Here is a 26,988-nt window from a genome sequence, read left to right as displayed (position 1 = left end):
GCCGCTACCCAACAGTATGCCGTACCCGTGACCCGACCGTGACCACTGGGGGCTGTTCAGCGCGTCAGGTGCTGCGCGCGCTCATGCCGAGCCGCACGTTCTGCAGCAACCCGATCGCCAGCCACGACGCGAACATCGAGGAACCGCCGTACGAGACGAAGGGCAGCGGCAACCCGGTCACCGGCATGATCCCGAGGTTCATCCCGACGTTCTCGAAGATCTGGAACGTGAACCAGCACACCACCCCGACAGCGACCAGCCGCCCGAACAGCTCCTCCGCCCGATAGGCGATCATCAGCCCTCGGAACAGCACGAAGCCCTCCAGGAGCAGGATCGCCGCCGCACCCAGGAAGCCGAGCTCCTCCCCCGCAACCGAGAACACGAAGTCGGTCTGCTGGTAGGGCACGTAGCCGCCCTGGGTCTGCGCGCCGTGGAACAGCCCCTCGCCGTGCAGCCCGCCGGACCCGATCGCGATGCGCACCTGCCGGGTCTGGTAGCCGATCCCGCGCGGGTCCACGGTCGGGTTGGCGAAGGCGGTCAGCCGGTCCTTCTGGTACGTGTCGAGCACGTTGGTGCCCAGCCCGACCGCGATACCGACGGCACCCACGACCAGCAGCCCGACCACCCAACGGGCCGGCGCACCGGACGCCGCCACCACCCCGACGACCAGGGCGGCCAGCACCAGCATCGAGCCGAGGTCCGGCTGCAGCATGACCAGCGCCATCGGAATCGCAGCCACCACCAGGGCCAGCGCGACGTCGACGTGCCGTGGAGTGTCGTCGGCGTCGCGCTTCTCCGCCAGCAGCAGCGGCAACGCGACCACCATCGCCACCTTCGCGAACTCCGAGGGCTGCACCGAGAAGCCCGCCGGCAGCACGATCCAGGAATGCGAGCCGTTGATGGTCGAGCCCAGTGGCGACAGCACGGCCACCAGCCCGACGATCGAGGCGACGTACAGGATCGGCGAGTACGCCCGCAGTCCGCGGTAGTCGACCAGCGCGACCGCACCACCGAGCACCATGCCGAGAGCCACGTTGACCAGGTGCCGCACCAGCAGCGCGTCGCCCTCGACGCGACGGGTCGCCGACCACACCAGCAACGCGCCGATCAGCGACAGCCCGAGCGCCGCGACCAGCAGCCCCCAGTCCAGCCGGACCCATACGCTGCCGTGCTCGCGGGCGCGCCGGGCCCGGGTGTCGGTCCAGCGCAGCGCGCTCACCGGGTGGCCTTCGCGCGCGGGTCGGGCAGACCTTCGGCCGAGGCCACCGGGCCCTCCGGGGTCACGATCGTGCCGTCCGGGCGGATCGTCGGCAGCCCGGCCGGCGGCCTGCCACCGGGCAGCGCCGCCGCCCCGGGGACCAGCTTCGAGCCGCGCACCCCGAAGATCGCCGAGTAGATGTCGCGCACGATCGGACCCGACGTCGTGGCTCCGGTCCCACCCTGGCTGACCACGACCGAGACCGCGTACTGCGGGCTGTTGGACGGCGCGTACGAGGAGAACCAGGACGTCGCCTGCTTGCCGTAGACCTCGCCCGTCCCGGTCTTGCCGGACACCGGCACCGGGAACCCGGCGAACGCGCCGCTCGCCGTACCGGACGTCACCACACCACGCAGCGCGCTGTGCAGGAACCTCAGCACGTCCGCACGGATCGGCACCGTGCCGGCCTTCTTCGGTGCGATCCTCTGCACCAGCTTGCCGGCCGGGGTGACGATCGCCTTGCCCACGTGCGGCGTCCACAGCGTGCCGCCGTTGGCGATGGCGCCGTACACTCGCACCATCTGCAGCGGGGAGACCGTCACGTCACCCTGGCCGATGGCGAAGTTGGCCGCGTCACCGCCACGGAACACGTTGCCGTCCGCGCAGTTCTCCTTGGCCAGCTGGGTCAGGAACGCGGCGCGTGAGGGGTCGTCCTTGGCGACCTCGGGGAAGCCCGTCTTCGCCTTGGTGCAGTAGTACTTCTTGGTCTGGTCCCAGTAGGCCTGCTTCCAGGCCCGGTCCGGGATCCGGCCGGAGACGTCGTCCGGCAGGTCGATGCCGGTGTCCTTGCCGAGCCCGAACGCCTTGGCCATCGCCACGAACGGGTCCTTGGCGTCGCTGTGGTTGTCCGACCCGCCCAGCCGCAGCCAAGTCTCGTAGGCGAACTTGTAGAAGATCGTGTCGCAGGACACCACGATCGCCTTGTGCAGGTCGATCGTGCCGTAGGCCTCGGACTCGTAGTTGTGGAACGCCCTCTCACCCACCTGGTACGAGCTGCTGCACTGGTAGCTGCCGTGCAGGTCGTACCCGCTCTGCACCGCGGCCGGCAGCGAGACGACCTTGAAGGTCGAGGCCGGCGGGAACAGTCCCTGGGTCGCCCGCGACACCATCGGGGTGCCGGCCTTCTCGTCGGTGAGCCCGGCCAGCTCCTTGTCGGTGATGCCACCGAGCCAGATCTTCGGGTCGTACGTCGGCCAGCTGGCCATCGCCACGATCTGGCCGGTTCGCACGTCCATCACGACCGCGGCGCCGGAGTCCGCCTTGAGCTTGCCACCGCCGCCGGACGCGTTGCGCGTGCGCGCCTCCTTGATGCCCTTGGCCAGCGCCTTCTCGGTCGCCGCCTGGACCTTGGCGTCGATGCTGGTCACCACGTAGTTGCCGGCGACCGGGTCGGTGCTGTTCAGCTCGCCGGTCAGCCGGCCACGGATGTCCACCCCGACGTCGGTCACCCCGGGCGTGCCACGAAGCGCCGCGTCGTACTGCTTCTCCAGGCCGGCGCGGCCGACCCGGTCGGTGCGCTGCAGCTCGGCCCGCCCCTCGCGGGCGGCGGCCGAGCTGGCCTTGAGCTCATCGTCGGTGACCGGGCCGAGGTAACCGAGCAGGTGCGCGGCGTTGACCCCGAGCGGCTCAGGGATGGTCCGCACCGCCTGCAGCTCGGCGGTCACGCCGGGGAAGTCCTCGCTGCGCTCCATGATCTGCAAGGCGATCCGCGGGTCGACGTCCTGGGCCACCGGGACCGGCTGGTACGGCGCGCCGTTGAAGCAGACCGGCGGCTTCGGCGCGCCCTTGGTGCCGCACAGCTGGGTGCGGCCCCAGACGGTCGCGAACGGCAGCCGCAGCGCGGTCGCCAGCCGCTGCACCAGAGCACGGCCCTCGTCCTTGCTGTTCAGCAGTGTGGTCCGGCTGATCGAGACGACCAGCGCCGTGCGGTTGGAGAGCAGCGGCCGGCCACGGTCGTCCAGCACGAGGCCTCGCACCGCGGGCGTGACGATCTCGCGCTCGCGGTTGGTGTTCGACGCCGCGCGGTAGCCGTCCGCGCCGACCACCTGCACGGTGAACAGCCTGGCCCCCAACGTCACCATGAGGGACAGCACGAACACCCCGACCACCAGCAGCCGGGTGCTGCGCGCACCGCCGTTCACAGCCGCGCCGCCTCGGCCTGCTCGCCCTCGACCAGGCGGTCGAGCAGCACGACGAGCGGCACCACCACGAGCGCGCCCACGGCGGAGTACAGCACGCAGGCGAGCACGCCGGACAATGCCGACCCGAGGCTCTCGCGGCCGGTGACGAGCAGCGCGAGCTCCTGCACCGTGGACGCGGTGGCCGCGGCGGCGGCCGCAGCGGTCATCGCCAGCAGCAGGGAACGCTCCCCCGGGCGGTGCCAGCGCCCCGCCACCGCACCGGCCAGCCCGTAGGCGACGGCGGTCAGCCCGAGCAGGGAGGCGCCCGGCGGGGTGAGGTCGGCCAGCAGCCCCGCACTCAGCCCGGCCACCGCGCCGGACGCCGGACCGCCGAGCAGCGCCAGCGCGACCACGACGAGCAGGGTGAGGTCCGGAGTCGCGCCGGGCCAGGACCACCGGGACAGCATCGTCACATCGATCAGCTGGGCCAGCACGACGAGGCCGGCGGCGAGCACGATCCGCGCGGCGCTCATCCCTGGCCGCCCGTCGTCGCCGTCTGGGTCGACGTCTGGGTGGGGGTGGGCTTCGGCGGCAGCACCGCGTCCCGCGGGTCCGTGCGCGGTGGCTGGACGACCACGCCGACCAGGTCGAGGGTCGCCGGCTCGACGTACGGGGTCACCGAGCCCGCCCGGGACAGCGTGCCGGGGGCGGTCCGCACGGCGCGGACCTCGCCGACCGGGACGCCCGGCACGAACGGCGAGCCGCCGGCGCTGCCCAGCGTCACCAGGCGCGCACCCGGCTCCACCTTGGTCTGCGCGTCCAGCAGCTTCAGGCTCATCGGAAGGTCGCCGTTCCCGGTGGTGACGCCGATCAGGCCGCTGGCCTCGAGGCGGACCCCGACCGAGAAGGACGGGTCGGTGAGCAGCAGGACGTCGCACGTGGTCGGACCGACCCGCACGACGCGGCCCACCAGACCTTGACCGGACAGCACCGTCAGCTCGGTCTTCACGCCGTCCCGACTGCCGGCGTCCAGGGTGACCATGCGTCGGGTCGCCTGCTCCGGGGAGATGGCCACCACCCGCGCGGCAACCATCCGGTAGCGGCCCAGGCCCGCGGTCCTCAGCAGGGCGTCCGCCTCCTGGGCGCGGCGCTGGTCGTCTTGCGCGGCCAGGGCAGCCAGCCGCAGCGCGTCGTTCTGCCGGCGCAGCTCGTCCAGCTGCTCGCGGTTGCGACCAGTCAGCCCGGCGGCCGCGTCGGAGACGGCACGGCCGACACCGGAGACCAGCCCCGCCGCGGGGCCGAGCACGGTCGAGCCGACACCGCGGATGCGGTCGCTGGCGCCGCCCGGGGAGGCGACCAGGTCCAGCAGGAGCAACGCGAGCGTGAGCACGATCAGCGGAGCGAGGATGGCGCGTGAGCGACGCGGAGGGCGGCGCGACGACCGCGGCACTAGGCGTCCAGGCGGCAGCGGCCCACCGACGGGCAGCGGGTGCAGGTCATGGTGATCGCGTCACATGCGTCGTTCGGGCACGAGCACGCGCTGCAGCGCGTCGAAGTCCTCGACGCAGCGGCCGGAGCCGAGCGCGACGGACATCAGCGGGTCCTCCGCGACGTGGATCGGCATCCCCGTCTCGTGACGGAGTCGCTCGTCCAGACCCTTGAGCGACGCGCCGCCACCGGTGAGCACGATGCCGCGGTCCATGATGTCGCCGGACAGCTCCGGCGGGCACTTGTCCAGCGTCGACTTGACCGCGTCGACGATCGCGTTGACGGGCTCCTCGATCGCCTTGCGGATCTCTTCGGCGCCCACGGTGATCGTCTTGGGCAGGCCGCTGACCAGGTCGCGGCCGCGGATCTCGGCGGTCGGCTCCTCGCTGAGCGGGAACGCCGAGCCGATGCTCATCTTGATCTCTTCGGCGGAGCGCTCGCCGAGCATCAGCGAGTACTCCTTCTTGACGTACTGGATGATCGCGTTGTCCAGCTCGTCGCCGGCCACCCGGATCGACTGCGCCGTGACGATGCCGCCGAGGCTGATCACGGCGACCTCGGTCGTGCCGCCGCCGATGTCGACCACCATGTTGCCGGTCGGCTCCTCGATGGGTAGGCCAGCGCCGATCGCGGCGGCCATCGGCTCCTCGATGATGTAGACCCGACGCGCCCCGGCGTGGCTCGCGGCGTCCTCCACCGCGCGCCGCTCGACCCCGGTGATGCCGCTCGGCACGCAGATGACGATTCGCGGCCGGGCGAAGCGCGAGCGCTTGTGCACCTTGTGGATGAAGTAGCGCAGCATCCGCTCGGTGGTGTCGGCGTCACTGATCACGCCGTCCTTCAGCGGTCGGATCGCCTTGATGTAGCCGGGCGTGCGGCCGATCATCCGCTTCGCCTCGATGCCGACGGCGACCAGGCGGCCGGTGTGCTCGTCGATGGCCACGACGCTGGGCTCGTCGAGCACGATGCCGCGTCCGCGGACGTAGACGAGGGTGTTGGCCGTACCGAGATCGACGGCCATGTCACGACCGATGAAGGACAGGCTGCTCATGTTGGGGGGTACCACGACTTCCGGATCGCTGACTCAGGAGGTTTCGGACGTCATGTTACGTGGTCGCGCTGACGATTCGGACCAGCCGATCAGCCGAGTTCGGGGAACCAGATGCCGAGCTCTCGCGATGCGGACTCCGGGGAGTCCGACCCGTGGACCAGGTTCTGCTGCACCGCCAACCCCCAGTCCCGCGCCAGGTCGCCGCGGATCGTGCCGGGCAGCGCCACGGTCGGGTCGGTGGCGCCGGCCAGGGCGCGGAACCCCTCGATGCAACGCTGCCCCTCGATGACCACGGCGACCACCGGGCCGGAGGACATGAACTCGACCAGCGGCTCGTAGAACGGCTTGCCCACGTGCTCGGCGTAGTGCTCGGCCAGGAGCTCGCGGCCGACCGTGCGCCGGTCCAGCGCCACCAGGGTGTAGCCCTTCGCCTCGATCCGGCGCAACACCTCACCGGTGAGGCCACGGCGCACGCCGTCCGGCTTGACGAGGACGAGGCTGCGCTCGGTCATGGGGGTACCTCTCGGGTCGTCGACTGGGCCGGGCCAGCCTACCGAGCCGGTTCGCCGGGTTCAGCGGGTGCGGTAGTGCAGGTGCACGACGCCGTTGGCGAACCGACGCTCGTCGACCAGCTCGAGCCCGAACCGGACGTCGTCCGGCAGGCTGCGCCGACCGCCTCCCACGACCACCGGCACGATCAGCAGGTGGCACTCGTCGACCAGACCCGCCCTCAGCGCGTGGCCGGCCAGCTCGGGCCCGCCCACGCTGAGGTCGCGCTCGGCCGACTCCTTGAGGCGTCGGACGGCGACCGGGTCGAACTGCCGCTCGACCCGGGTGCGCTCGCTGGCCGGCCTCGGCAGAGTCGAGGAGTAGACCACCTTGTCAGCGGCCCGCCAGATGCCCGCGTAGTCGACGACGACGTCGGACTGTCCGGTCACGTCCATGTCCTTCCAGGCGACCATCACCTCATACATCCGCCGCCCGTAGAGGTACGTGCCGATCGGCCGCTCGAGGTCGTTGACGAAGGCGTGCACCTCTTCGTCGGGTGCGGCCCAGTCGAAGCTGCCGTCGGCGTCGGCGACGTAGCCGTCCAGCGAGCACTGCATCGAGTAGATCAGCCGTGCCATCGCGCGCTCCCGTTCAGCCGTCCTGGTCCTGCTCTCGGTGCTGGCGCTCGGCGAGCTGCCGCTGCGCCGTGATCGCGTCCGCTCGGCCACCCTGCTGCAGAGCCACGAACCAGATGGCGCCGAACACGATCCCGACGACGAACATCATCGGCACCCAGAAGCCGCTGAGCACGAGCAACAGCTGCACCAGCCAGCCCAGCGCGTACCCGACCGGCGAGCGGAGCGTCCCGGCGGCGACCACACAGAGCAGCGCCGTACCCCCGGCCACCACCGCGACGCTCGCCCCAGACACGTCGGAGAGCTGGAAGGCCACCAGAGCGGCGAAGCCCACCACGAAGATCTCGCCGACCAGCACCAGCGCGGCGAAGGAACGGCGCAGCGAGCGCGGCTGGGGCTGGTCGACCTCCGGCTCGCTCACCGCACTCCCAGCAGGATGCGGACGTCGGCCGCCATCGTGACCGAGCCGGTGGCCAGCACCCCGGCTCCCATGCCGCCTTCCTGCTCGGCGAGGTCGACGGCCCGGGCCAGCGCCTCGGGCAGGTTGCGCGCGACGTGCACGCGGTCCTCGCCGAACACCTCACGGGCAACCTCCGCGAGGTCGTCGGGGTCGACCGAGCGCGGGGACGACGTCCGGGTCACCACCACCTCGTCGAGCACGGGCTCGAGCGCGGCCAGGATGCCCTCGGGGTCCTTCTCGCTGAGCACCGCCACCAGGCCGACCAGCCGGGTGAACGCGAAGGCCTCGTTCATGGCTTCCGCCACGACCTGCGCGCCGGCCGGGTTGTGCGCCGCGTCGACCACGACGGTCGGGCTGCGCCGGACCACCTCGAGCCGTCCGGGCGAGTCCATCCCGGCGACCGCGGCACGGACCAGGTCGACGTCCAGGCGTTCCTGCCCGCCGCCGACGAAGGCCTCGACCGCAGCGATCGCGGTGACCAGGTTGTGCGCCTGGTGCTCGCCGTGCAGGGGCAGGAAGAGGTCCTCGTACTCGCCACCGATGCCACGCACGCTGACCAGCTGGCCACCGACCGCGATCTCACGGGACAGCAGCCCGACCTGCTGACCCTCCACGACCACGTCGGCTCCGACCTCCCCAGCCCGCGCGAGCAGCACCTCGGCGGCCTCGCGCGGCTGCTGTCCCAGCACCGCGACCGCGCCCGACTTGATGATCCCGGCCTTCTCCGTGGCGATCGCCTCGACCGTGGAGCCCAAGAGCCGTTCGTGGTCGATCGCGATCGGCGTGATCACGGCGACCTGGCCGTCGGCGACGTTGGTGGAGTCCCAGGTGCCGCCGAGGCCGACCTCGAGAACCGCGACGTCGACCGGCGCATCGGCGAAGGCCGAGAAGGCCATGGCGGTGAGCACCTGGAAGTAGTTGATCACCGGCTCGCCGGCGTCCCGGCTGCGCTGGTCGACGAGCTGCAAGTAGGGCTCGACGTCGTCCCACGCGGCGACGAAACGCTCCGGGCTGATCGGCACGCCGTCGAAGGCGATCCGCTCGCGGACGTCGGACAGGTGCGGGCTGGTGAAGCGGCCGGTGCGCAGCCCGAGCTCGCGCAGCAGCCGCTCGATCATCCGCGAGGTCGAGGTCTTGCCGTTGGTGCCGGTCACGTGGATCACCGGGATGGACCGCTGCGGGTCCCCCATCAGCTCGGTCAGCGCGGTGATCGCGTCGATCGAGGGGTCGACCTGGTTCTCCGGCGTCCGCGCGAGCACGGCCTGCTCGACCTCGGCCAGCCGCGCGGTCACCTGCTCTGGTTCCGGCACGTGCGTAAGGCTACGGCTCTGCGACGCCCCGCAGCCGTGCGGGTGCGGCGCCGCCTCCGGCAGCGGGTGGGATCCCGACTAGCCCAGACGCTCGACCCTGACCCGCACCCGAAGGCCGTCGCCCACCGCCGTCTCGCTGACGCCCTCGCCGAGCGGCAGCTGCCCGAGATCGCCGGCCAGACCGGCTTGGCCGGCCAGGGTCTCGGACATCAACAGCGCCTGGTGCTCGGTCAGCGCGCGCCAGACCGGCTCGTCGCCGGCCACCGTCAACCGGATCCGGTCGCTGACGTGCAGCCCGGCGTCCCGGCGTGCCTGCTGGACCGCGCGGACGACGTCCCGGACCACCCCGACGGCCTCGAGCTCGGGCGTGACGGCGGTGTCCAGCACGACGAAGCCGTTGCGGGGCAGCACACCTACAGCGCTGTGGTCCGCGTCGTCGCCGCCGGCGACGACGGTCTCCAAGGAGTACTCGCCGTCGAGCAGGGCGAAGCCGCCGGAGGTCACCGTGCCGTCGTCCGCGACCTGCCAGTCCCCGCTTTTACTGCCCCGGATCGCGGTCTGCACGTCCTTGCCGAGCCGCGGCCCGGCGGTGCGCGCGTTGACCGTGAGCCGTTGCGAGACACCGAACTGCGAGCCGGCCGCGTCCTGCAGGTCGACCAGCCGGACCTCGCCGACGTTGACCTCGTCGGCGACCAGCGCCGCGAAGTCGGCCAGGGCCGCCGCGTCCTCGCCGACCACGGTCAGCGCGGGCAGCGGCAGCCGCACCCGAAGGGACTCGGCCTTGCGCAGCGCGAGCGCCGCGGAGCAGACCTCGCGGGTGCGGTCCATCGCAGCCACCAGCGCGTCGTCCCCGGGCAGCCCCGCGGCATCCGGCCAGTCGGTCAGGTGCACGCTGCGCCCGCCGGTCAGCCCACGCCAGATCTCTTCGGTGGTCAGCGGCAGCAGCGGTGCGGCGACCCGGGTGAGCACCTCGAGCGTGGTGTAGAGCGTGTCGAAGGCGACGCGGTCGTCCTCGCCCCAGAACCGCTCGCGGGATCGTCGGATGTACCAGTTGGTCAGCACGTCCAGGAACTCGCGCACCGACTGGCAGGCCGCGCTGACGTCGTACACGTCGAGCTGGGCCTGCACGCCGGAGACCAAGTCGCGCAGCTTGGCCAGCAGGTAGCGGTCCAGCACGTCGGTGGAGTCCGTCGACCACTTCGCCTCGTAACCGGCCCCGCCGTCGAGCGCGTTGGCGTACAGGGAGAAGAAGTACCAGGCGTTCCACAGCGGGATCAGCACCTGCCGGACGCCGTCGCGGATCGCCCGCTCGGTGACGACCAGGTTGCCGCCGCGCAGCACCGGCGAGGACATCAGGAACCAGCGCATAGCGTCCGACCCGTCGCGGTCGAAGACCTCGCGGACGTCGGGATAGTTGCGCAGGCTCTTGCTCATCTTGCGGCCGTCGTCGCCAAGCAGGATGCCGTGGCTGACGCAGCTGCGGAAGGCCGGTCGGTCGAACAGCGCAGTGGCCAGCACGTGCATCGTGTAGAACCAGCCGCGGGTCTGGCCGATGTACTCGACGATGAAGTCGCCCGGGTAGTGGTGCTCGAACCAGTCCGCGTTCTCGAACGGGTAGTGCACCTGCGCGAACGGCATGGAGCCGGACTCGAACCAGCAGTCCAGCACCTCCGGCACCCGCCGCATGGTGGACCTCCCGGACGGGTCGTCCGGGTTGGGCCGGGTCAGCTCGTCGATGTACGGGCGGTGCAGGTCCTTCGGGCGCACTCCGAAGTCGCGCTCCAGCTCGTCCAGCGAGCCGTAGACGTCGACCCTCGGGTACATCGGGTCGTCCGACGTCCATACCGGGATCGGGCTGCCCCAGTAGCGGCTTCGGCTGATCGACCAGTCGCGGGCATTCTCCAGCCACTTGCCGAACGAGCCGTCCTGGATGTGGTCCGGCACCCAGGTGATCTCCCGGTTCAGCTCGAGCATCCGGTCGCGGAACTGGGTGACTTTGACGAACCAGCTGGACACCGCGCGGTAGATCAGCGGCTGGTCGCAGCGCCAGCAGTGCGGGTAGGGGTGCTCGTAGCTCTCCAGCCTCAACAACAGCCCGGCCGCGCGCAGGTCGCGGGTGATCGCCTTGTTGGCCTCGAACACGTGCTGACCGGCGTAGGGCGGCACCTCGGCGGTGAACTCGCCCTTGCTGTCGACCGGGACGACGGGCTCGATGCCCGCGGCGTCGGTGACGACCTTGTCCTCCTCACCGAAGGCGGGCGCGATGTGCACGATGCCGGTGCCCTCGTCGGTGGTGACGTAGTCGGCCTCGAGCACCTGATGGGCGTTCTCGCGGCCGGCGAAGAAGTCGAACGGCGGGGTGTAGCGGCGTCCCAGCAGGTCGGCACCGGTGAGCCGCTCGACCAGCCGGCCGGTCTCCTGGGCGTGCTCGACGTCGCGCAGCCCCAGCTCGCGCTCGTAGCGACCGAGCCGGTCGGCGGCCAGCACGAGGCGCTCGCCGGCGAACGGGCCCTCGGCCGGGCCGGTCACCACGACGTACTCGACGTCCCGGTTCACCGCGGCGGCCAAGTTGCTCGGCAGCGTCCACGGCGTCGTCGTCCAGATCAGCGCGTACTCGCCGGTCTCGAGCTTCAGTCCCACGGTGACGGCAGGGTCCTGGCGGTCCCGGTAGACGTCGTCCATCCGGGTCTCGGTGTTGGACAACGGCGTCTCGCAGCGCCAGCAGTAGGCCAGCACGCGGAAACCCTCGTAGACCAACCCCTTGTCCCACAACGACTTGAACGCCCACATCACCGACTCCATGTAGTCGGTGTCCAGGGTCTTGTAGTCGTTCTCGAAGTCCACCCAGCGGGCCTGGCGGTTGACGTACTCCTCCCAGTCCTTGGTGTACGCCAGCACCGAGGACCGGCAGACGTCGTTGAAGGTCTCGACGCCCATGGCGTCGATCTCCGACTTGTGGTGGATGCCGAGCTGCTTCTCGGCCTCGACCTCGGCGGGCAGGCCGTGGCAGTCCCAGCCGAACCGGCGCTCGACCCGCTTGCCGCGCATGGTCATGTAGCGCGGCACGACGTCCTTGACGTACCCGGTCAGCAGGTGGCCGTAGTGCGGCAGGCCGTTGGCGAACGGCGGGCCGTCGTAGAAGACGAACTCGTTGCTGCCGTGCTCGCCGGCCTCGCGCTGCTCGACGCTGGCCCGGAAGGTGCCATCCGCGTCCCAGTACCGACCGATCCGCTCCTCGATGAACGGGAAGCGCGGGCTCGCGGGCACCTCGGTGCTGCCGTGGTCATCGGGGCCGACCTTGGGGTACGTCATCGGTGCCTCTCGCGGGTCCGCGCTCTCGCGCCGTGCTCTCCCGCGAGGACGACGTCGCCCGGCTGGTCCGGACGGCACCGCGGTACCACCTCGCTTGCCCGTCCACCTGCTCGGCGGGCCTCTCTTCGCCGGCTGGGGTACGGGCCGGTCCGCCCGGTTCTACTGAGGCCCGCAGCAGCGGACCGGTTCTTCCGGAGGCTCCCCGGTGATGGCCGGATCGACGCCTGCCCGCCATGCTACCGAGCCGCGTGGTCCGGCCGCACCTGCGTTCCGCCCGGGGCCGCACTTGGAGGTTCTCGACGGCCGGGACTGAGCCGGATGGGGGTGGCCCGCGGCCGGGGGCTCAAGAGCAGCCCGACGTGGTCGAGGTTCTGCAGGTTATGGATGCACAGAACCCTGCCCCTCCGACCGCCCCCCTACGCCCGGGGGAAGTGCCGTTCTTCACCGGATCAGCGGTCGCACCAACCGCACCAGCCGCTCCAGCCGTGGCGGCCGCTGCGTCCCAGTTCGGCACCCCGCAGAACCAGTTCGGCACCCCGCATGGCCAGTTCGGCACCCCGCAGAACCAGTTCGGCACCCCGCAGCCGCAACCCATCGCCGCCCCCGCCCAGTTCGGCGTGGCGTCGATGGACCCGTCGTGGGCACCGCCACCCTTCGCGCCCAAGGCGTCCAGGCGCAGGCTGGGCACGTTCGGCGGCGTCGGTGTCACGATCCTCGTCGTGCTGCTCAAGCTGGTGGTCTTCGGCTACTTCCTGTCCGACAGCAAGAGCCCGATCGACCTGCCGGCGAGCGTCGCGGGCATGGCGCAGAGCAGCGACGCGCAGGCGCAGAGCACGTTCTCCGAAGCCTTGCGCCGTGAGCTCAACGGTCACGTCTACGGCGTCGCCGTCTATACCGATCCCGCGGGCGCGAACATGATCGGGCTGATGGGAGCCCGCGGTCACCGCTCGAAGAACGCCAAGGAGAGCCTCCCCGGTCCCTACACGAAGTTCGGGAAGGTCACCTGCGCCATGGACCGGGATCAGGAGGCGATCGCCAGTGGCACTGCCTCGGTCGACGTCGCGGTCTGCTGGCGCGACAGCCGCACCCTGACAGTGATGGCGTTCGCCACGGGGACGGCACCGACCCAGATGCCCAACGCCGCGGCGGCGGTCTCGGCGGCCTGGGACGCGAACTAGTCCGTTCGGGCCATGCCCGACGTGGCCGCATGGTCACTCGGGCGGCCCGCCGGTGACCCGCGCAAATGATCAAGACCCGTCGGCCGTGGGCCGACAGACACAAGGTGAGCACCCACTCCTACGCGTCGGCAGGCACGCCGGTGAACCAGTTCGGCACGCCCATCACGACCCCTGGCGCGAGTGCTGCTCACACGTTCGAGTCGAACGGCGCATGGTCGTCGACCTCTGGGACCGCCGGCCCGGGGTCCTCGGCGGGCAAGAACGTGGTCACCATCGCGGTCGTGCTGGTCCTGGTCGTGGCCGGCGGCGTCGCGGCGCGGCACTACGTGTTCCCGGACCGGCACAAGCCGGTGGCACTGCCCGCGACCCTGGCTGGCATGCCCAGGGTCGGGCCGACCGACCCGCGCGCCGCCGCTGAGTCAGCCACCCACGACGCCCTGGTCCGAACCTCGCACGGTGCGGCCGTCGCCGCCGGCGTGTTCCTGGACCCGGGCAAGCCGAACCAGATCGCGATCGTCAGCGCGGGCCGGCTGGCGCGCTCAGCGCAGGACAAGACCACGACCCTGCCGCCGTTCACCGAGCTCGGGAAGGTCACCTGCACCCAGACACTCGATCCGTCCGCGACGGCCACCGGCACAGGAAGCGGCGCAGTCGGGGCTCGGACGTTCACCGACCGGGCGGTGTGCTGGCGCGAGACCCGCGCACTGACCGTCGCCGTCATCGTCGTCGCGCCGAGCGGCAACCCGGTGACCCTCGCCTCCCAGGCCGTCGCCGACGTGTGGGACGCGCAGTGACCCTGCGGCCGGCCTGACCGAGCCCTGCCTGCCCGGGCCTGTAGAAACCCGGACGCGAGGACCTCGCCCCATCTGGGAGAATCCTCGACATGCCGAACCCCTCCCTCGTGCCCGACAAGCCCACCCTCGACGGACTCGAGGACCGCTGGGTCGAGGTATGGCGTGAGCAGGGCACCTACACCTTCGACCGCGGGGCCTCGCGCGAGCAGGTGTTCTCCATCGACACCCCGCCGCCCACTGTGAGCGGCAGCCTGCATGTCGGGCACGTGTTCAGCTACACGCACACGGACCTGATCGCCAGGTTCCAGCGGATGAGCGGCAAAAGCGTCTTCTACCCGATCGGGTGGGACGACAACGGCCTGCCGACCGAGCGCCGGGTGCAGAACTACTTCGGCGTGCGCTGCGACCCGTCGCTGCCCTACGACCCGGACTTCGAGCCGCCGGCCAAGCCCGACACCAAGCGCCAGGTTGCGGTCAGCCGTCCCAACTTCGTCGAGCTCTGCACCCGGCTGACCGCCGAGGACGAGAAGGCGTTCGGCAGTCTGCTGCGCCACCTCGGCCTGTCGGTGGACTGGTCCACGCTGTACGAGACCATCGGGGTGGACGCCCGCACCGCGGCGCAGCGAGCCTTCCTGCGCAACCTGTCCCGCGACGAGGCGTACCAGAGCGAGGCGCCCAGCCTGTGGGACGTCACGTTCCAGACCGCGGTCGCGCAAGCCGAGCTCGAGCCTCGCGAATACCCCGGCCACTACCACCGAGTGGCCTTCCACGGCCCGGACGGCGCGGTCCCGATCGAGACGACCCGGCCCGAGCTGATCCCTGCCGTGGTCGCGCTGATCGCGCACCCGGACGACGAGCGGTACCAACCGCTGTTCGGCAGCACGGTGCGCTCGCCGCTCTTCGACGTCGAGATCCCAGTCCTGGCCCACCCTGCCGCCGAGATGGACAAGGGCGCCGGCATCGCGATGTGCTGCACGTTCGGCGACCTGACCGACGTCACCTGGTGGCGTGAGCTCCAGCTGCCGACCCGGGCCGTGGTGGGCCGGGACGGCCGGATCCTGCGCGACACGCCGGCCTGGCTCGCCACCGACGCCGGACGCGAGCTCTACGCCCGGATCGCCGGAATGACCACGTTCTCGGCGCGCGAGGCGATCGTCGCCGCGTTGCGCGAGTCCGACGACCTGCAGGGCGAGCCGACGGCGACGCTGCGGATGGCGAACTTCTACGAGAAGGGCGACAAGCCGCTCGAGATCGTCACCAGCCGGCAGTGGTATATCCGCAACGGCGGGCGCGACGAGGGGCTCAAGGCGACCTTCGTCGAGCGGGGCCACGAGCTCAAGTTCGTCCCTGAGTTCATGGCGCACCGCTACGAGAACTGGGTCAGCGGGCTCAACGGTGACTGGCTGATCAGCCGTCAGCGTTTCTTCGGCGTGCCCTTCCCGGTCTGGTACCGGCTGGACGAGGCCGGCGAGATCGTCTACGACCAGCCGATCGTGCCGCAGGAGTCCGCGCTGCCCGTCGACCCGTCGTCCGACCCGGCCCCGGGCTTCGGCACCGACCAGCGGGGCGTGCCCGGTGGGTTCATCGGTGACCCAGACGTGATGGACACCTGGGCGACGTCCTCGCTGACCCCGCACATCGCGGGCGGCTGGGAGCGCGACCCGGACCTGTTCGCCCGGGTCTTTCCGATGGACCTCAACACGCACGCGCACGAGATCATCCGCACCTGGCTGTTCTCCCGCGTGGTCCGCGCCCACTACGAGAACGGCTCGCTGCCCTGGAAGCGCTCGATGATCAGCGGCTTCGTGGTCGACCCGGATCGCAAGAAGATGAGCAAGTCCAAGGACAACGCGATCGTGCCCACCGAGATCCTGGCCAAGTTCGGGACGGACGCGGTGCGCTGGCGGGCCGCCATGGCCCGCCCAGGCATGGACTCGCCGTTCGACGAGACCCAGATGAAGGTCGGCCGCCGGCTCGCCATCAAGGTGCTCAACGCGACGAAGTTCGTCCTCGGCGCCGGCGCGAGCATCGACGCCGGTGCGGTGACCGAACCGCTGGACGCCTCGATGCTGGCCGGTCTGGCCGAGACGGTCCGCGAAGCCGGTGAGGCGTTCGCCGCCTTCGACTACACGCGCGCCCTGGAGCTCAGCGAGCGCTTCTTCTGGACGTTCTGCGACGACTACGTCGAGCTGGTCAAGGAGCGCGCCTACGGCGAGAACGGCGATGCGGCCGACGGCCGCGCACAGGGCACCGCCTCGGCGCGCTCGGCACTGGCGATCGCTCTGTCGGTGCAGCTGCGACTACTCGCGCCGATCATGCCGTTCGTCACCGAGGAGGCCTGGTCGTGGTGGCAGCAGGGCTCGATCCACAACGCCGCGTACCCGACGGCGGACGAGATCGGCGCCCTGACGACCGCCGCGGCGGACGGGGACGCCGCCCTGCTCGGCGTGGTGGCGACCGCGTTGGCCGGCATCCGCGGCGCCAAGTCGCAGGCCAAGGTGTCCCAGCGCACGCCGGTCACCCGGGCCGAGGTCACGGCCAGCAGCGCGGACGTCGAGCGGCTGCGAGCCGCGGCTGGCGATCTGCGGGCCGCCGGGGGTGTGGACGACCTGGCACTGGCGGCCGCGGCCCAGGACGTGGACGGCGTCCAGGTGGGTGCCGTCGAGCTCGCGGTCCAGGAGCAGACCGGCTGACCCGAATGGCTCAAGCGGCCACCACGCACTGCCGAAGGGTAGGAGTCGGTGGGAGCACCCCGCCACGTGCTGCGAAGGATGGCGAACACATGGGTGGGCTCGCGCTGGTCGTCACGGTGATCTTCGCGGTCATCGCGGTGGCCTCAGCCGCCGTGCTCGCCATCATGCTGGTCGCCCGCGACCGCGAGCGCGAGCGGGTGGCTCGCCGCGACCCGCTGACCCAGCTGGGCAACCGCCGAAAGCTCGCCGAGGTCGCCGAGCGGCTGCTCGGCGACCTGGACCAGATGGATGGCAACGGCAACCACGGTCCCGCACTGCTGCTGGTCGACCTGGACGGCTTCAAGGACGTCAACGACACGTTGGGGCACATCGCCGGCGACGAGGTCCTGGTCGAGGTCGCGCAGCAGCTCGTCGCGGCGTCCGGGACCGACGCGCTGGTGACCCGGCTCGGTGGCGACGAGTTCGCCGTGCTGATCGAGGGTCCGATCAACGTCTCGGGCGCGAGCGTGCGAGCCAAGCGGATCCTCGGCGCGCTGACCCTGAGTGAGTTCCGGGCCCGTGGGGTGTCCATCGACATCCGGGCGAGCATCGGCGTCACCGTCGCACCGCAGGACGGCCGCACCCTGAGCGACCTGCTGCAGCACGCCGACATCGCGATGTACCAGGCCAAGCGCGAGCGCGCTGGAGTCGCGACCTACGACCCCGCCGTCGACGACCACTCGACCGACCGGCTGGAGACCCTCGCCCACCTTCGTGAGGCGATGCTCGAGGACCAGCTGCACATCCGCTACCAGCCGGTGATCCGCGCCGAGGACCACACGCTGACCGGCTTCGAGGCCCTGCTGCGCTGGCAGCACCCCGAGCGCGGGCTACTGCTGCCCTCGGAGTTCATCCCGCTCGCTGAGCGGACGAGCCTGATCCACGCGCTGACCCGCTGGGTGCTGCTCACCGCCGTCCGGGACGCCACCCGCTGGCGCCAGGAGGGGCTGGAGGCCAGCGTTGCCGTCAACATCAGCCCGATGTCGCTGGAGTTCGGCCTGCTCGGCATCGTCGAGGAGGTGCTGGCCCTGCACCGCTGGCCGGCCGAGGCACTGGTCCTGGAGATCACCGAGAGCGCCGTCACGGACAACCCCGAGACCGCCCGCGCCGTCGTCGGAGCGCTGCGCGACCGCGGCATCCAGGTGTCGGTGGACGACTTCGGCGCCGGCTTCACCAGCCTCAGCCAGCTGCGCGGGCTGCCCGTGCACCAGCTGAAGATCGACCGGCAGTTCATCACCGCCCTGGAGCGCTCGCCGAGCGACGACGCCGTGGTCACCTCGATCATCGAGCTGGGTCACCGGCTGGGGCTGTCCATCGTGGCCGAGGGCGTGGAGTCCGAGGCCACCGCGAGCCGGCTGGTCGAGCTCGAGTGCGACGACCTGCAGGGCTTCTGGTTCGCCCGCCCGATGGTGGCCAGCGAGGTCCTCGGTTGGGCCAGCGAGCACGCGGCCACCCGGGTGCCGCCCCGAAGCATGGCAGCCATCGCCGCCGAGACCGCAGCTGCGGCCTCCGTGGCCCGCGAGGCCACCTCGACGGTGGCCGACGCGGTCGCCGGCGGCTGAGCGCGACCCATCGACCAGGATGGACGTCGGGCAGCCCCTGCCTGCGCCCGACCTCCAGCGAGCGTTAGGGTCACCTGGGTGAACGAGCGAGGGGGCTGGCGCACTGGCGCACTGGCCTCCGCCGGTGCCGCGGCTGCCGCCCTCGTCGTCTGGGTGGCGACCGGACCGCCCGCGCGGCTGCTGGACTCCCCGAGCAGGCCAGCCGATCTGCTGCTGTTGCCGCCGCCGCCGACGAGCTCAGCAACGCCGGGCAGCGACACACCCACCACGTCGGCGACGCCCCTACCCACGCCCCCGCCGGCCACGCATACGTGGATCGGCACGGTCCTCGCGGTCGTCTTTGCGGCGCTGTTCGTCGCGGTCGTGGTGGCCTGCGTGGTCCTCGTCGTGCGCTCGGCGCGGACTCGTCACCGCCGTCGCCTGCTCCCCGGCGTCCAGCGCGGTGAAGCGGCGCCGGACCTTCCCACCTCCGTGAAGCTCGCCGTAGCGTCCCGGCGCGAGCAGCAGGAGGCCGCGCTGCGTCAGGGCACGCCGCGCAACGCGATCGTGGCCTGCTGGCTCGAGCTGGAGGAGGCCGTCGGCGCCACCGGCGTCGAGCCGCGAGCCAGCGAGACGGCCGCCGAGCTGACCAGCCGGGTGCTGGGCCGGCTGGACGTCGACCGCACGAGCATCCGCGACCTGGCCGAGCTCTACCGTGAGGCGCGCTTCTCCAGACACCCGATGGTCGAGGCCGACCGGGATGCCGCCATCGCCGCCCTACGGCGACTGCACGCAGACCTGCCCGCGCCGTCCGCGGGGACGGTCCGGTCCGGTGAGGCCCGATGACCAGGCCCACACGGCTGCGGCTAGCCGCAGCCGTCGCTTGCTGGGCGGTGGTCTGCGCCGTCGGCCTCGTGCTCGAGCTGCGCCCGGCGCCACTGGGCCTGGCGGCCGTGGTGATGGGGGCGTCGGTGCTGGTCTGGACCCTGCTCGACCTCTCACACCTGGTGCGGACACCGCGCTGGCTTGCGCACGCCGAGGAGCCACGTCTGACGACCGCGGGCGATCCCCGGCTGACCCGGCTGTACAGCACGATGCGCAAGGCGCCGGGTTCGCCGGCGGCCGCCGCCGAGCTGGCCGCCGACCTCAACCGGATCGCACAGTCCCGGCTCGACGCACGACTCGGCAGGCGCACCGGCGAACCGCCGGACCCGGGCACGGTCTGGCCGGACCCGGAGCTGCAGCGCTTGCTCGCCGACCCGACCCTGCTGCCCACCGACCCCGCAGCGCTGTCCCCGCTGCTCGACAGAATCGAGTCCCTGTGACCACGCCAGACGTCGAGCTCTCGCTGTCGCAGACCACTACGCTCGCCCGAGCCGTGCTGGACGAGGTGGAACGCGCCGTCGTCGGCAAGCGCGAGGCGCTGTCCTTGGTGCTGGCAGCCGTGCTGGCCGGTGGACACGTGCTGCTGGAGGACTTCCCCGGCCTGGGCAAGACCCTGGCGGCACGCTCGTTCGCCCGCACCTTGGGGCTGGACTTCAGCCGGGCACAGTTCACGCCGGACCTGCTGCCAGCGGACCTGACCGGGTCCTTCGTCTACGACCAGGGCTCGGGACAGTTCAGCTTCCGCAAGGGACCTCTGTTCGCCGGGCTGCTGCTGGCCGACGAGATCAACCGGACGCCGCCGAAGACCCAGGCCGCGCTGCTGGAGGCCATGCAGGAGCACCAGGTCACGGTCGAGGGACAGACCTTCCTCTTGCCCGTGCCGTTCCACGTGCTGGCCACCGCGAACCCGGTCGAGTACGAGGGCACGTATCCGCTGCCGGAGGCCCAGCTCGACCGGTTCCTGCTGCGGGTCTCGTTCGGCTACCCCGACGCGGACCAGGAGTGGGAGGTGCTGCGGCGCCGGGTCGAGCGCCAGCACGAGGACATCGACCTCACGCCGGTGACCGACGCCGCGGGGCTGCGGGCGATGCAGGCAGCCATCGAGCGGGTGGATGTCGACCCGAGCGTGGGGCGCTACTGCGTGGCGCTGGCCACAGCGACCCGATCCCACCCCCAGGTGCTGGTCGGCGCCTCGCCGCGAGGCTCCCTCGGCCTGCTCCTGGTCGCTCGTGCCCATGCGGTCCTGGACGGACGCGACTACGTGGTTCCCGAGGACGTCAAGACGGTCGCAGAGTCGGTGCTCGCGCACCGGATCACCCTGCGGCCCGAGCTGTGGATGAGCAGCGCGAGCCCGGCGGCCGTGGTCGCCACGGTGCTGGACGAGGTGCCCACGCCGTCCGCCCGCGAGATCTCGGCGGGCTGACCGACCGTGTCCCGCCCTTCGCCGATGGTCGTGTCGCCGTGGCGGCCCACGGCCGCGTACCTGCGCGCCGTCGGCGTCGGGGCTGCCCTCGTGCTGGCGTCGGTGCTGACCGGACGGCCGAACCTGCTGGTGCTCGGCCTGCCGCTGGTCGTGCTGGCCTGCTGGGCGCGTGTCCTGCGGCCGGACAGTACGCCGACCGTGGACGTAGCCGCCGGGCCGTTGCGGCTGCGCGAGTCGGGAACAGCGCAGTGGGCGGCGCAGGTCTCGCCGGTGAACGGCGTCGAGCACGCCGTCGCGGACCTGGACCACGACGAGTGGCTGGTACCGCACACCTCCGCGCCCGCCATCGGGCTGGCCCCTGGGCGCTCCACCCGCGCAGCCGAGCAGGCGCTGCAGCTCGGTACGACCCTTCGGCCGCTGCGCTGGGGCGCCCGACGCGCCGGGCCGGCCCTGGTCTCGCTGACCAGCGCGTTCGGTGCCTACCGTTTCGCGCCAGCCCCGCAGCCGAGCCGCCTCGTCACGGTGCTGCCGCAGCCGGCGGTGTTCGACAGCAAGGCTCCGGTACCGCACCCGAGCGGGCTGGTCGGACCCGACCGCGGACGACGGCCCGGGGACGGCACCGAGTTCTCCGGGATCCGCCCGTTCCAGGTCGGCGACCGGCTGCGCCGCGTGCACTGGCCCGTGTCACTGCGCACGGGACGGCTGCAGGTGGTCACCACCTACGCCGACCAGGACAGCGAGGTCGTGCTGGTGGTCGACGCACTGAGCTCGGTGGGCGGCGGACCGGACGGCACCGCAAGCAGCCTGGCCACGAGCGTGCGGGCGGCCGGCGCGTTGGCCGAACACCACCTGCGACGTGGGGACCGGGTGGCGCTGACCGCGGTCGGCGGGGCCCGTCCGGTGCGGATCCCCGCGCGCTCCGGAACCCGGCACGCGACCAGGTTGCTGGAGGCACTTTCAACCCTTGAGCCGATGCCGATGCCACGCACCCGGCGCCGTCGTCTGGAGCTGGGCATCCGCGGCGGGTCGTTCGTGCTCGCGGTCACTCCGGTGCTCAGCGACGAGCTGATCACGGTGCTGTTCGGGCTGGTCGGCCGCGGCTTGACGGTGGTCGCGGTGGACACCCTGCCGGACCGCGCTGACCTGGGCGCCGGTGACCTGCGGGTCGGCGCCGACCCCGCAGACCCGCTGGCCGACCTGGCCTGGCGGATGCGGCTGCTCGAGCGCGAGGCGGTGGTTCGCCGGCTCCAGGCGGCCGGCATTCCGGTCGTGCGCTGGGCCGGCCCCGGCAGCCTGGATCCGGTGCTCCGCCAGCTCGGTGCGCGCGCCGGCCGCCCGACGGGGGTCCGGCGATGAGTGGCGCGTCGCCGCAGGCCGGGCGGGCGCAGCGCGGGCGGCTGCGCTGGAGCGTCGACCAGTGGGTGCTGCGCGCCGCCGTCCTGGCGGCCCCGCTGCTGGCCGTCGGCTGCGCGGCAGCGGCGGGGGCGCCCGCCGTGCTGTTCGGGCTGCTGCTGGTGCTGCCGGCCGCGATCGCCGCCGCGGTACGGCCGGACTCGCACTGGGCCGCCCTGGCGATGACCGTGACCTGTGCCTACTGGTTGCTGAGCGCCCCTCGCCAGCTCACCGCCTGGTCACTGGTCGCCGCAGCGCTGCTGCTGGCCTGCCACGGCGCGGCGTCCGTGGCCGCGCTCGGGCCACCGGGGATGCGGATCGACCCGACCACGGCCCGGACCTGGGCCCGACGGCTCGCCGCGCTGCTCGCCGCGACGACCGGGACCTGGGCAGTCGCGCACGCGATGGTGCGCTCGAGCGGGAGCAGCAGCCTCGTGCTGACAGTGCTCGCGGTCCTGGTGCTGGCCGTGCTCTCCGCCGCGCTCGGCGGCTGACGGTCAGGCCGACTTCTCCCGCGGCGCACGCTTGCGCGGCTCGGGGGTGTCGCGGCGCACGATCGTCGGGTTCACGTTGTCGAGGACGACCTCCTTGGTCACCACCACCCGGGCGATGCCGTCGTCGCTGGGCACGTCGAACATGACCGGGAGGAGGACCTCCTCCATGATGGCGCGCAGCCCGCGCGCACCGGTGCCCCGCAGGATCGCCTGGTCGGCGACCGCCTCCAGGGCGTCCTCGGTGAACTCGAGCTCGACACCGTCGATCTCGAACATCCGCTGGTACTGCTTGGACAGCGCGTTGCGCGGCGTGGTCAGGATCTGCACCAGCGCGTCGCGGTCGAGGTTCGAGACCGTCGTGATGACCGGCAGGCGACCGATGAACTCGGGGATGAGCCCGAACTTCATCAGGTCCTCCGGCATGACGTCCGCGTAGGAGTCGGATGTCGGGTCGGCCGCCGAGTGCAGCTTGGCGCCGAAGCCGAGGCCCTTCTTGCCGGCCCGCTGCTCGATGAGCTGGTCCAGCCCGGCGAACGCGCCTCCCACGATGAAGAGCACGTTGGTGGTGTCGATCTGGATGAACTCCTGGTGCGGGTGCTTGCGACCGCCCTGCGGCGGCACGCTGGCCGTCGTCCCCTCCAGGATCTTCAGCAGCGCCTGCTGCACGCCCTCACCGGACACGTCGCGGGTGATCGACGGGTTCTCGCTCTTGCGGGCGATCTTGTCGACCTCGTCGATGTAGATGATCCCGGTCTCGGCCTTCTTGACGTCGTAGTCCGCCGCCTGGATCAGCTTGAGCAGGATGTTCTCGACGTCCTCGCCGACGTAGCCGGCCTCGGTCAGCGCCGTGGCGTCGGCGATGGCGAAGGGCACGTTCAGCATGCGGGCGAGGGTCTGCGCGAGGTACGTCTTGCCGCAGCCGGTAGGCCCGATCAGCAGGATGTTCGACTTGGCGAGGTCGATGCTCTCCTCGCCCTTGCGGCCCGGCTCGCCCGCCTGGATGCGCTTGTAGTGGTTGTAGACCGCGACGGCGAGCGCCTTCTTCGCGGGCTCCTGGCCAACCACGTACTGCTCGAGGAAGTCGAAGATCTCACGCGGCTTGGGCAGCTCGTCGAGGCCGAGCTCGCTGGTCTCGGCGAGCTCCTCCTCGATGATCTCGTTGCACAGGTCGATGCACTCGTCGCAGATGTAGACCCCCGGACCGGCGATCAGCTTCTTGACCTGCTTCTGGCTCTTTCCGCAGAAGGAGCACTTCAGCAGGTCACCTCCATCACCGATACGCGCCACGTGCGGGTCCTCCCTAGTCACTCTCGTCCGGGCCAGGACGTCGAGTCCGTTCAGCGACGGTACCTTGCCCGATGCGGCACCGTCCCTATTCAACGCCGGTGTCGGCGTGTGAGTCAGCCCTGTACGCCATAAGCGGACGGGGCCTGCCCGGACGGGCTAGTCGTTCGAGGCCTTGCGGCTGGCCAGCACCTCGTCGACCAGGCCGTACTCCTTGGCCTGATCGGCGGTGAGGATCTTGTCGCGCTCGATGTCCTTACGCACCTGCTCCGTGGTGCGTCCGGAGTGCAGGGCCAGGGTGTCCTCGAGCCAACCGCGCATGCGCAGCACCTCGTTGGCCTGGATCTCCAGGTCGCTGGCCATCCCACCGGTGCCCTCCATGGCGGGCTGGTGGATCAGGATCCGGGCGTTCGGCAGCGCATAGCGCTTGCCCTTGGCGCCGGCGCCGAGCAGCACGGCCGCGGCGGACGCGGCCTGGCCCAGGACGTACGTCTGGATGTCCGGACGGACGTACTGCATCGTGTCGTAGATCGCCGTCAGCGCGGTGAACGAGCCGCCGGGCGAGTTGATGTAGAGCAGGATGTCGCGGTCCGGGTCCTGCGACTCGAGCACGATGAGCTGGGCGATGATGTCGTCGGCGGACGCGTCGTCCACCTGGACGCCGAGGAAGATGATGCGGTCCTCGAACAGCTTCGTGTACGGGTCGAGGCGCTTCATCCCGTAGGACGTGCGCTCCTCGAACTGCGGGAGGATGTAACGGCTGCTGGGGGTCGGGCCGGCCAGTCGGCCGTAATGGCCGGGCACCTGCAGGCCGCTGTGCGGGGTCGGGACGCTCATCGCGCTGGGTCTCCTGATCGGTCGAAGCGAAGGGGTGTGGTCGGGGCGGCCGTCAGTCGGTCGTGCCCGCGCCGCCGCGGGCCTCGCTGGCGCTCTCGATGACGTGGTCGACGAAGCCGTACTCCTTGGCCTGATCGGCGGTGAACCAGCGGTCGCGGTCGGAGTCCGTCTCGATCTGCTCGACCGGCTGGCCCGTGTGCTGGGAGATCAGGTCGGCCATCTGCTTCTTGATGTGCAGCATCTGCTCGGCCTGGATCTTGATGTCGCTGGCCGTGCCCCCGATGCCGCCCGAGGGCTGGTGCATCATGATCCGCGCGTGCGGCGTCGCGTAGCGCTTGCCCGGTGTGCCGGCCGAGAGCAGGAACTGACCCATCGACGCGGCGAGCCCCATTGCGACGGTGGCGACGTCCGGCTGGACGAACTGCATCGTGTCGAAGATCGCCATGCCGGCGGTGACCGAGCCACCGGGTGAGTTGATGTACAGCCAGATGTCGCGCTCAGGATCCTCGGCGGCGAGCAGCAGCAGCTGGGCGCAGATCGCGTTCGCGTTGTCGTCGCGCACCTCTGAGCCGAGGAAGATGATGCGCTCCTTCAGCAGCCGGTTGTAGATGTGGTCGTCCAGGCCCACCGCCGACTGAGGGCCTGCGGCCTGCACGCTTCCGGTCTCGCTCACGCTGGTCTCCCTGATGTGATGACTGCTGCGGCTGTGGATGACTTCTCGGCACCTTCGCCGTCCTGGCAAGGACCCTAACGTCGTCCCCCGACGCTCCACTCCCGTAGACCCCCGATGTTCGCCGTGAGCGCAGGAATCACCCTGACCTGACGCAGATGGGGCACCGAACGTCCGTCCGGTGCCCCATCTGCGTCAGCTGAGCGTGCGATCAGTCCTGGGTGGGCTCCTCGGTGGGCTCCTCGGTGGGCTCCTCGGTGGGCTCCTCGGTGGGCTCCTCGGCGGCCTCCGGACGGATCTCCTCGAGGTCGACGGTGTTGCCGCTCTCGTCGGTGATCGCAGCGTGCTCGAGCACGACCGCGAGCGCCTTGCGGCGAGCGACCTCGGCGACCATCGCCTGCACCTGCCCGGCTTCGTCGACCGCCTGCGCGAACGCGTCGGGCGACATGCCGTACTGCTGGGCGCTCATCACGAGGTACTCGATCAGCTCGGGCTGGCTGACCGAGACCTTCTCTTTCTCGACGATCGCGTCGAGCAGGAACTGGGCCTGCAGGGCCTTGGTGGCGTTCTCGCTCACCTCGGCGCGGTGCTCGTCGTCCTCGAGGCGGTTCTCGCCCTCGAGGTGGGAGTGCACCTCGGCCTCGACGAGCGCCGGCGGCACCGGGATGTCGGCTGCCTCGAGCAGCGCGTCGAGCACCTTGTCGCGGGCCTGCACGCCCTGCTGGAGCTTCTTGGCCCGCTCGGCCTGCGAGCGCAGGTCGGCGGTCAGCTCGTCGAGGGTGTCGAACTCGCTGGCGAGCTGGGCGAACTCGTCGTCCAGCTCGGGCAGCTCACGCTCCTTGACGGACTGCACGGTGACCGTGACGTCGGCGTCCTGCCCCTCGCGGTCGCCGCCGGCCAGGGGCGCGGCGAAGTTCTTGGTCTCGCCGGCCGACATGCCGATCAGCGCGTCGTCCAGGCCGTCGAGCATGTTGCGGCTGCCGATCTCGTACGAGACACCGGTCACCGCGTCGATCTCGTCGCCGTCGATCTCGGCCTTCAGGTCGAGCGAGACGAAGTCGCCGTCGACCGCGGCGCGCTCGACCCCGACCAGGGTGCCGAAGCGCTGGCGCAGCGCGGTGATCTCGTTCTCGACGTCGGACTCGTCCACCACGATGTCGTCGACCTTGACGGCCAGCGTCGCGTAGTCGGGGACGGCGACCTCGGGTCGGACGTCGACCTCGACGCTGAACTTCAGGTCGCCACCGGACGCCGGGTCCGGAGCCTCGGTGATCTCGACCTCGGGCTGGCCGAGGGGGCGGAGCTTCGCCTCTTCGACCGCCTGGCCGTAGAAGGTCGGAAGCGCGTTGTTGACGGCCTCCTCCAGCACGGCGCCGCGGCCGACCCGCTGGTCGATGATCCGGGCGGGCACCTTGCCGCGGCGGAAGCCGGGGATCTGCACCTGTGCGCCGATCGTCTGGTAGGCGGCGTCCAGGCTCGGCTTGAGCTCGTCGAACGCGACCTCGACGGTGAGCTTGACCCGGGTCGGGTTGAGGTTCTCGACGGCGCTCTTCACTGCGGTGGTCTCCTGCGGTTTCGGGGATGCGCCCCAAGGCCGCGCCCGCGCAGCGGGCGCACGAAGCGCGGCGCCCATGG

23 protein-coding genes are annotated in these 26,988 nt (G+C 71.3%); 9 read left to right on the top strand and 14 right to left on the bottom strand.

Annotated elements, in window-relative coordinates:
- Window positions 1-64: 64 nt before the first annotated feature.
- The 10 genes from rodA to ileS all read right to left on the bottom strand — a co-directional run bounded on the left by rodA (window position 65) and on the right by ileS (window position 12,123).
- Entirely contained in the window at window positions 65-1,219 is a 1,155-nt protein-coding gene (rodA, locus tag ACPPVT_RS07130) for a rod shape-determining protein RodA (protein ID WP_426566314.1), read from the bottom strand.
- A complete protein-coding gene (gene mrdA, locus ACPPVT_RS07125) occupies window positions 1,216-3,399 on the bottom strand; it encodes a penicillin-binding protein 2 (protein ID WP_426566313.1) in 2,184 nt (727 codons plus the stop codon). The genes rodA and mrdA overlap by 4 nt, the downstream gene beginning before the upstream one ends.
- Window positions 3,396-3,911, bottom strand: a complete 516-nt coding sequence (mreD, locus tag ACPPVT_RS07120; protein ID WP_426566312.1) for a rod shape-determining protein MreD — start codon at window positions 3,909-3,911, stop codon at window positions 3,396-3,398. The genes mrdA and mreD overlap by 4 nt, the downstream gene beginning before the upstream one ends.
- Window positions 3,908-4,768 (bottom strand): rod shape-determining protein MreC, encoded by an 861-nt coding sequence (gene mreC / locus ACPPVT_RS07115; RefSeq protein ID WP_426566311.1) that lies wholly within the window; start codon window positions 4,766-4,768, stop codon window positions 3,908-3,910. Before mreC ends, mreD begins: the two co-directional genes overlap by 4 nt.
- A gap of 120 nt (window positions 4,769-4,888) precedes the next feature.
- Entirely contained in the window at window positions 4,889-5,908 is a 1,020-nt protein-coding gene (locus tag ACPPVT_RS07110; RefSeq protein ID WP_426567081.1) for a rod shape-determining protein, read from the bottom strand.
- A gap of 98 nt (window positions 5,909-6,006) precedes the next feature.
- Window positions 6,007-6,429, bottom strand: coding sequence for a nucleoside-diphosphate kinase (gene ndk / locus ACPPVT_RS07105; protein WP_426566310.1), 423 nt, complete (start codon window positions 6,427-6,429; stop codon window positions 6,007-6,009).
- A gap of 60 nt (window positions 6,430-6,489) precedes the next feature.
- On the bottom strand, window positions 6,490-7,044 hold the full coding sequence (locus tag ACPPVT_RS07100; protein WP_426566309.1) for a dihydrofolate reductase family protein: 555 nt from the start codon (window positions 7,042-7,044) through the stop codon (window positions 6,490-6,492).
- Between the two features lie 13 nt (window positions 7,045-7,057).
- A complete protein-coding gene (locus ACPPVT_RS07095) occupies window positions 7,058-7,462 on the bottom strand; it encodes a DUF4233 domain-containing protein (protein ID WP_426566308.1) in 405 nt (134 codons plus the stop codon).
- Window positions 7,459-8,811, bottom strand: a complete 1,353-nt coding sequence (locus ACPPVT_RS07090; RefSeq protein WP_426566307.1) for a bifunctional folylpolyglutamate synthase/dihydrofolate synthase — start codon at window positions 8,809-8,811, stop codon at window positions 7,459-7,461. Before ACPPVT_RS07090 ends, ACPPVT_RS07095 begins: the two co-directional genes overlap by 4 nt.
- Window positions 8,812-8,889: 78 nt before the next feature.
- Window positions 8,890-12,123, bottom strand: a complete 3,234-nt coding sequence (ileS, locus tag ACPPVT_RS07085; RefSeq protein WP_426566306.1) for an isoleucine--tRNA ligase — start codon at window positions 12,121-12,123, stop codon at window positions 8,890-8,892.
- A gap of 485 nt (window positions 12,124-12,608) precedes the next feature.
- Between ileS and ACPPVT_RS07080 the strand changes: the two genes are divergently transcribed.
- The 9 genes from ACPPVT_RS07080 to ACPPVT_RS07040 all read left to right on the top strand — a co-directional run bounded on the left by ACPPVT_RS07080 (window position 12,609) and on the right by ACPPVT_RS07040 (window position 22,562).
- Complete coding sequence (locus ACPPVT_RS07080) at window positions 12,609-13,301, top strand: hypothetical protein (RefSeq protein ID WP_426566305.1); 693 nt, start codon at window positions 12,609-12,611, stop codon at window positions 13,299-13,301.
- Window positions 13,302-13,405: 104 nt separating this feature from the next.
- Window positions 13,406-14,095 (top strand): hypothetical protein, encoded by a 690-nt coding sequence (locus tag ACPPVT_RS07075; RefSeq protein ID WP_426566304.1) that lies wholly within the window; start codon window positions 13,406-13,408, stop codon window positions 14,093-14,095.
- Between the two features lie 89 nt (window positions 14,096-14,184).
- Complete coding sequence (valS, locus tag ACPPVT_RS07070; protein WP_426566303.1) at window positions 14,185-16,788, top strand: valine--tRNA ligase; 2,604 nt, start codon at window positions 14,185-14,187, stop codon at window positions 16,786-16,788.
- 89 nt (window positions 16,789-16,877) lie between these two features.
- The gene (locus ACPPVT_RS07065) at window positions 16,878-18,389 is read left to right on the top strand and encodes a putative bifunctional diguanylate cyclase/phosphodiesterase (RefSeq protein WP_426566302.1); all 1,512 of its coding nucleotides are present in this window, start codon (window positions 16,878-16,880) and stop codon (window positions 18,387-18,389) included.
- Between the two features lie 78 nt (window positions 18,390-18,467).
- Complete coding sequence (locus ACPPVT_RS07060; RefSeq protein WP_426566301.1) at window positions 18,468-19,214, top strand: DUF4129 domain-containing protein; 747 nt, start codon at window positions 18,468-18,470, stop codon at window positions 19,212-19,214.
- Window positions 19,211-19,693, top strand: coding sequence for a hypothetical protein (locus ACPPVT_RS07055; protein ID WP_426566300.1), 483 nt, complete (start codon window positions 19,211-19,213; stop codon window positions 19,691-19,693). The genes ACPPVT_RS07060 and ACPPVT_RS07055 overlap by 4 nt, the downstream gene beginning before the upstream one ends.
- Window positions 19,690-20,676: an AAA family ATPase gene (locus tag ACPPVT_RS07050; protein ID WP_426566299.1), complete on the top strand. Its 987-nt coding sequence runs from the start codon at window positions 19,690-19,692 to the stop codon at window positions 20,674-20,676. The genes ACPPVT_RS07055 and ACPPVT_RS07050 overlap by 4 nt, the downstream gene beginning before the upstream one ends.
- A 6-nt stretch (window positions 20,677-20,682) precedes the next feature.
- Window positions 20,683-22,032, top strand: coding sequence for a DUF58 domain-containing protein (locus ACPPVT_RS07045; RefSeq protein ID WP_426566298.1), 1,350 nt, complete (start codon window positions 20,683-20,685; stop codon window positions 22,030-22,032).
- A complete protein-coding gene (locus ACPPVT_RS07040; RefSeq protein WP_426566297.1) occupies window positions 22,029-22,562 on the top strand; it encodes a hypothetical protein in 534 nt (177 codons plus the stop codon). Before ACPPVT_RS07045 ends, ACPPVT_RS07040 begins: the two co-directional genes overlap by 4 nt.
- 3 nt (window positions 22,563-22,565) lie before the next feature.
- On the opposite strand, the gene clpX is transcribed toward ACPPVT_RS07040, so the two are convergent.
- The 4 genes from clpX to tig form a co-directional block, all read right to left on the bottom strand.
- Window positions 22,566-23,849: an ATP-dependent Clp protease ATP-binding subunit ClpX gene (gene clpX, locus ACPPVT_RS07035; RefSeq protein WP_426566296.1), complete on the bottom strand. Its 1,284-nt coding sequence runs from the start codon at window positions 23,847-23,849 to the stop codon at window positions 22,566-22,568.
- Window positions 23,850-24,005: 156 nt separating this feature from the next.
- Window positions 24,006-24,683 (bottom strand): ATP-dependent Clp protease proteolytic subunit, encoded by a 678-nt coding sequence (locus ACPPVT_RS07030; RefSeq protein ID WP_426566295.1) that lies wholly within the window; start codon window positions 24,681-24,683, stop codon window positions 24,006-24,008.
- A gap of 52 nt (window positions 24,684-24,735) precedes the next feature.
- Entirely contained in the window at window positions 24,736-25,356 is a 621-nt protein-coding gene (locus tag ACPPVT_RS07025) for an ATP-dependent Clp protease proteolytic subunit (protein ID WP_426566294.1), read from the bottom strand.
- 208 nt (window positions 25,357-25,564) lie between these two features.
- On the bottom strand, window positions 25,565-26,908 hold the full coding sequence (gene tig / locus ACPPVT_RS07020) for a trigger factor (protein WP_426566293.1): 1,344 nt from the start codon (window positions 26,906-26,908) through the stop codon (window positions 25,565-25,567).
- Window positions 26,909-26,988 lie beyond the last annotated feature (80 nt).

The organism is Angustibacter sp. McL0619, from assembly GCF_049994355.1.
Classification (GTDB): domain Bacteria; phylum Actinomycetota; class Actinomycetes; order Actinomycetales; family Angustibacteraceae; genus Angustibacter.
Note: the sequence above shows the minus strand (reverse complement) of the source record. Positions and strands in the feature narration are given on the sequence as shown.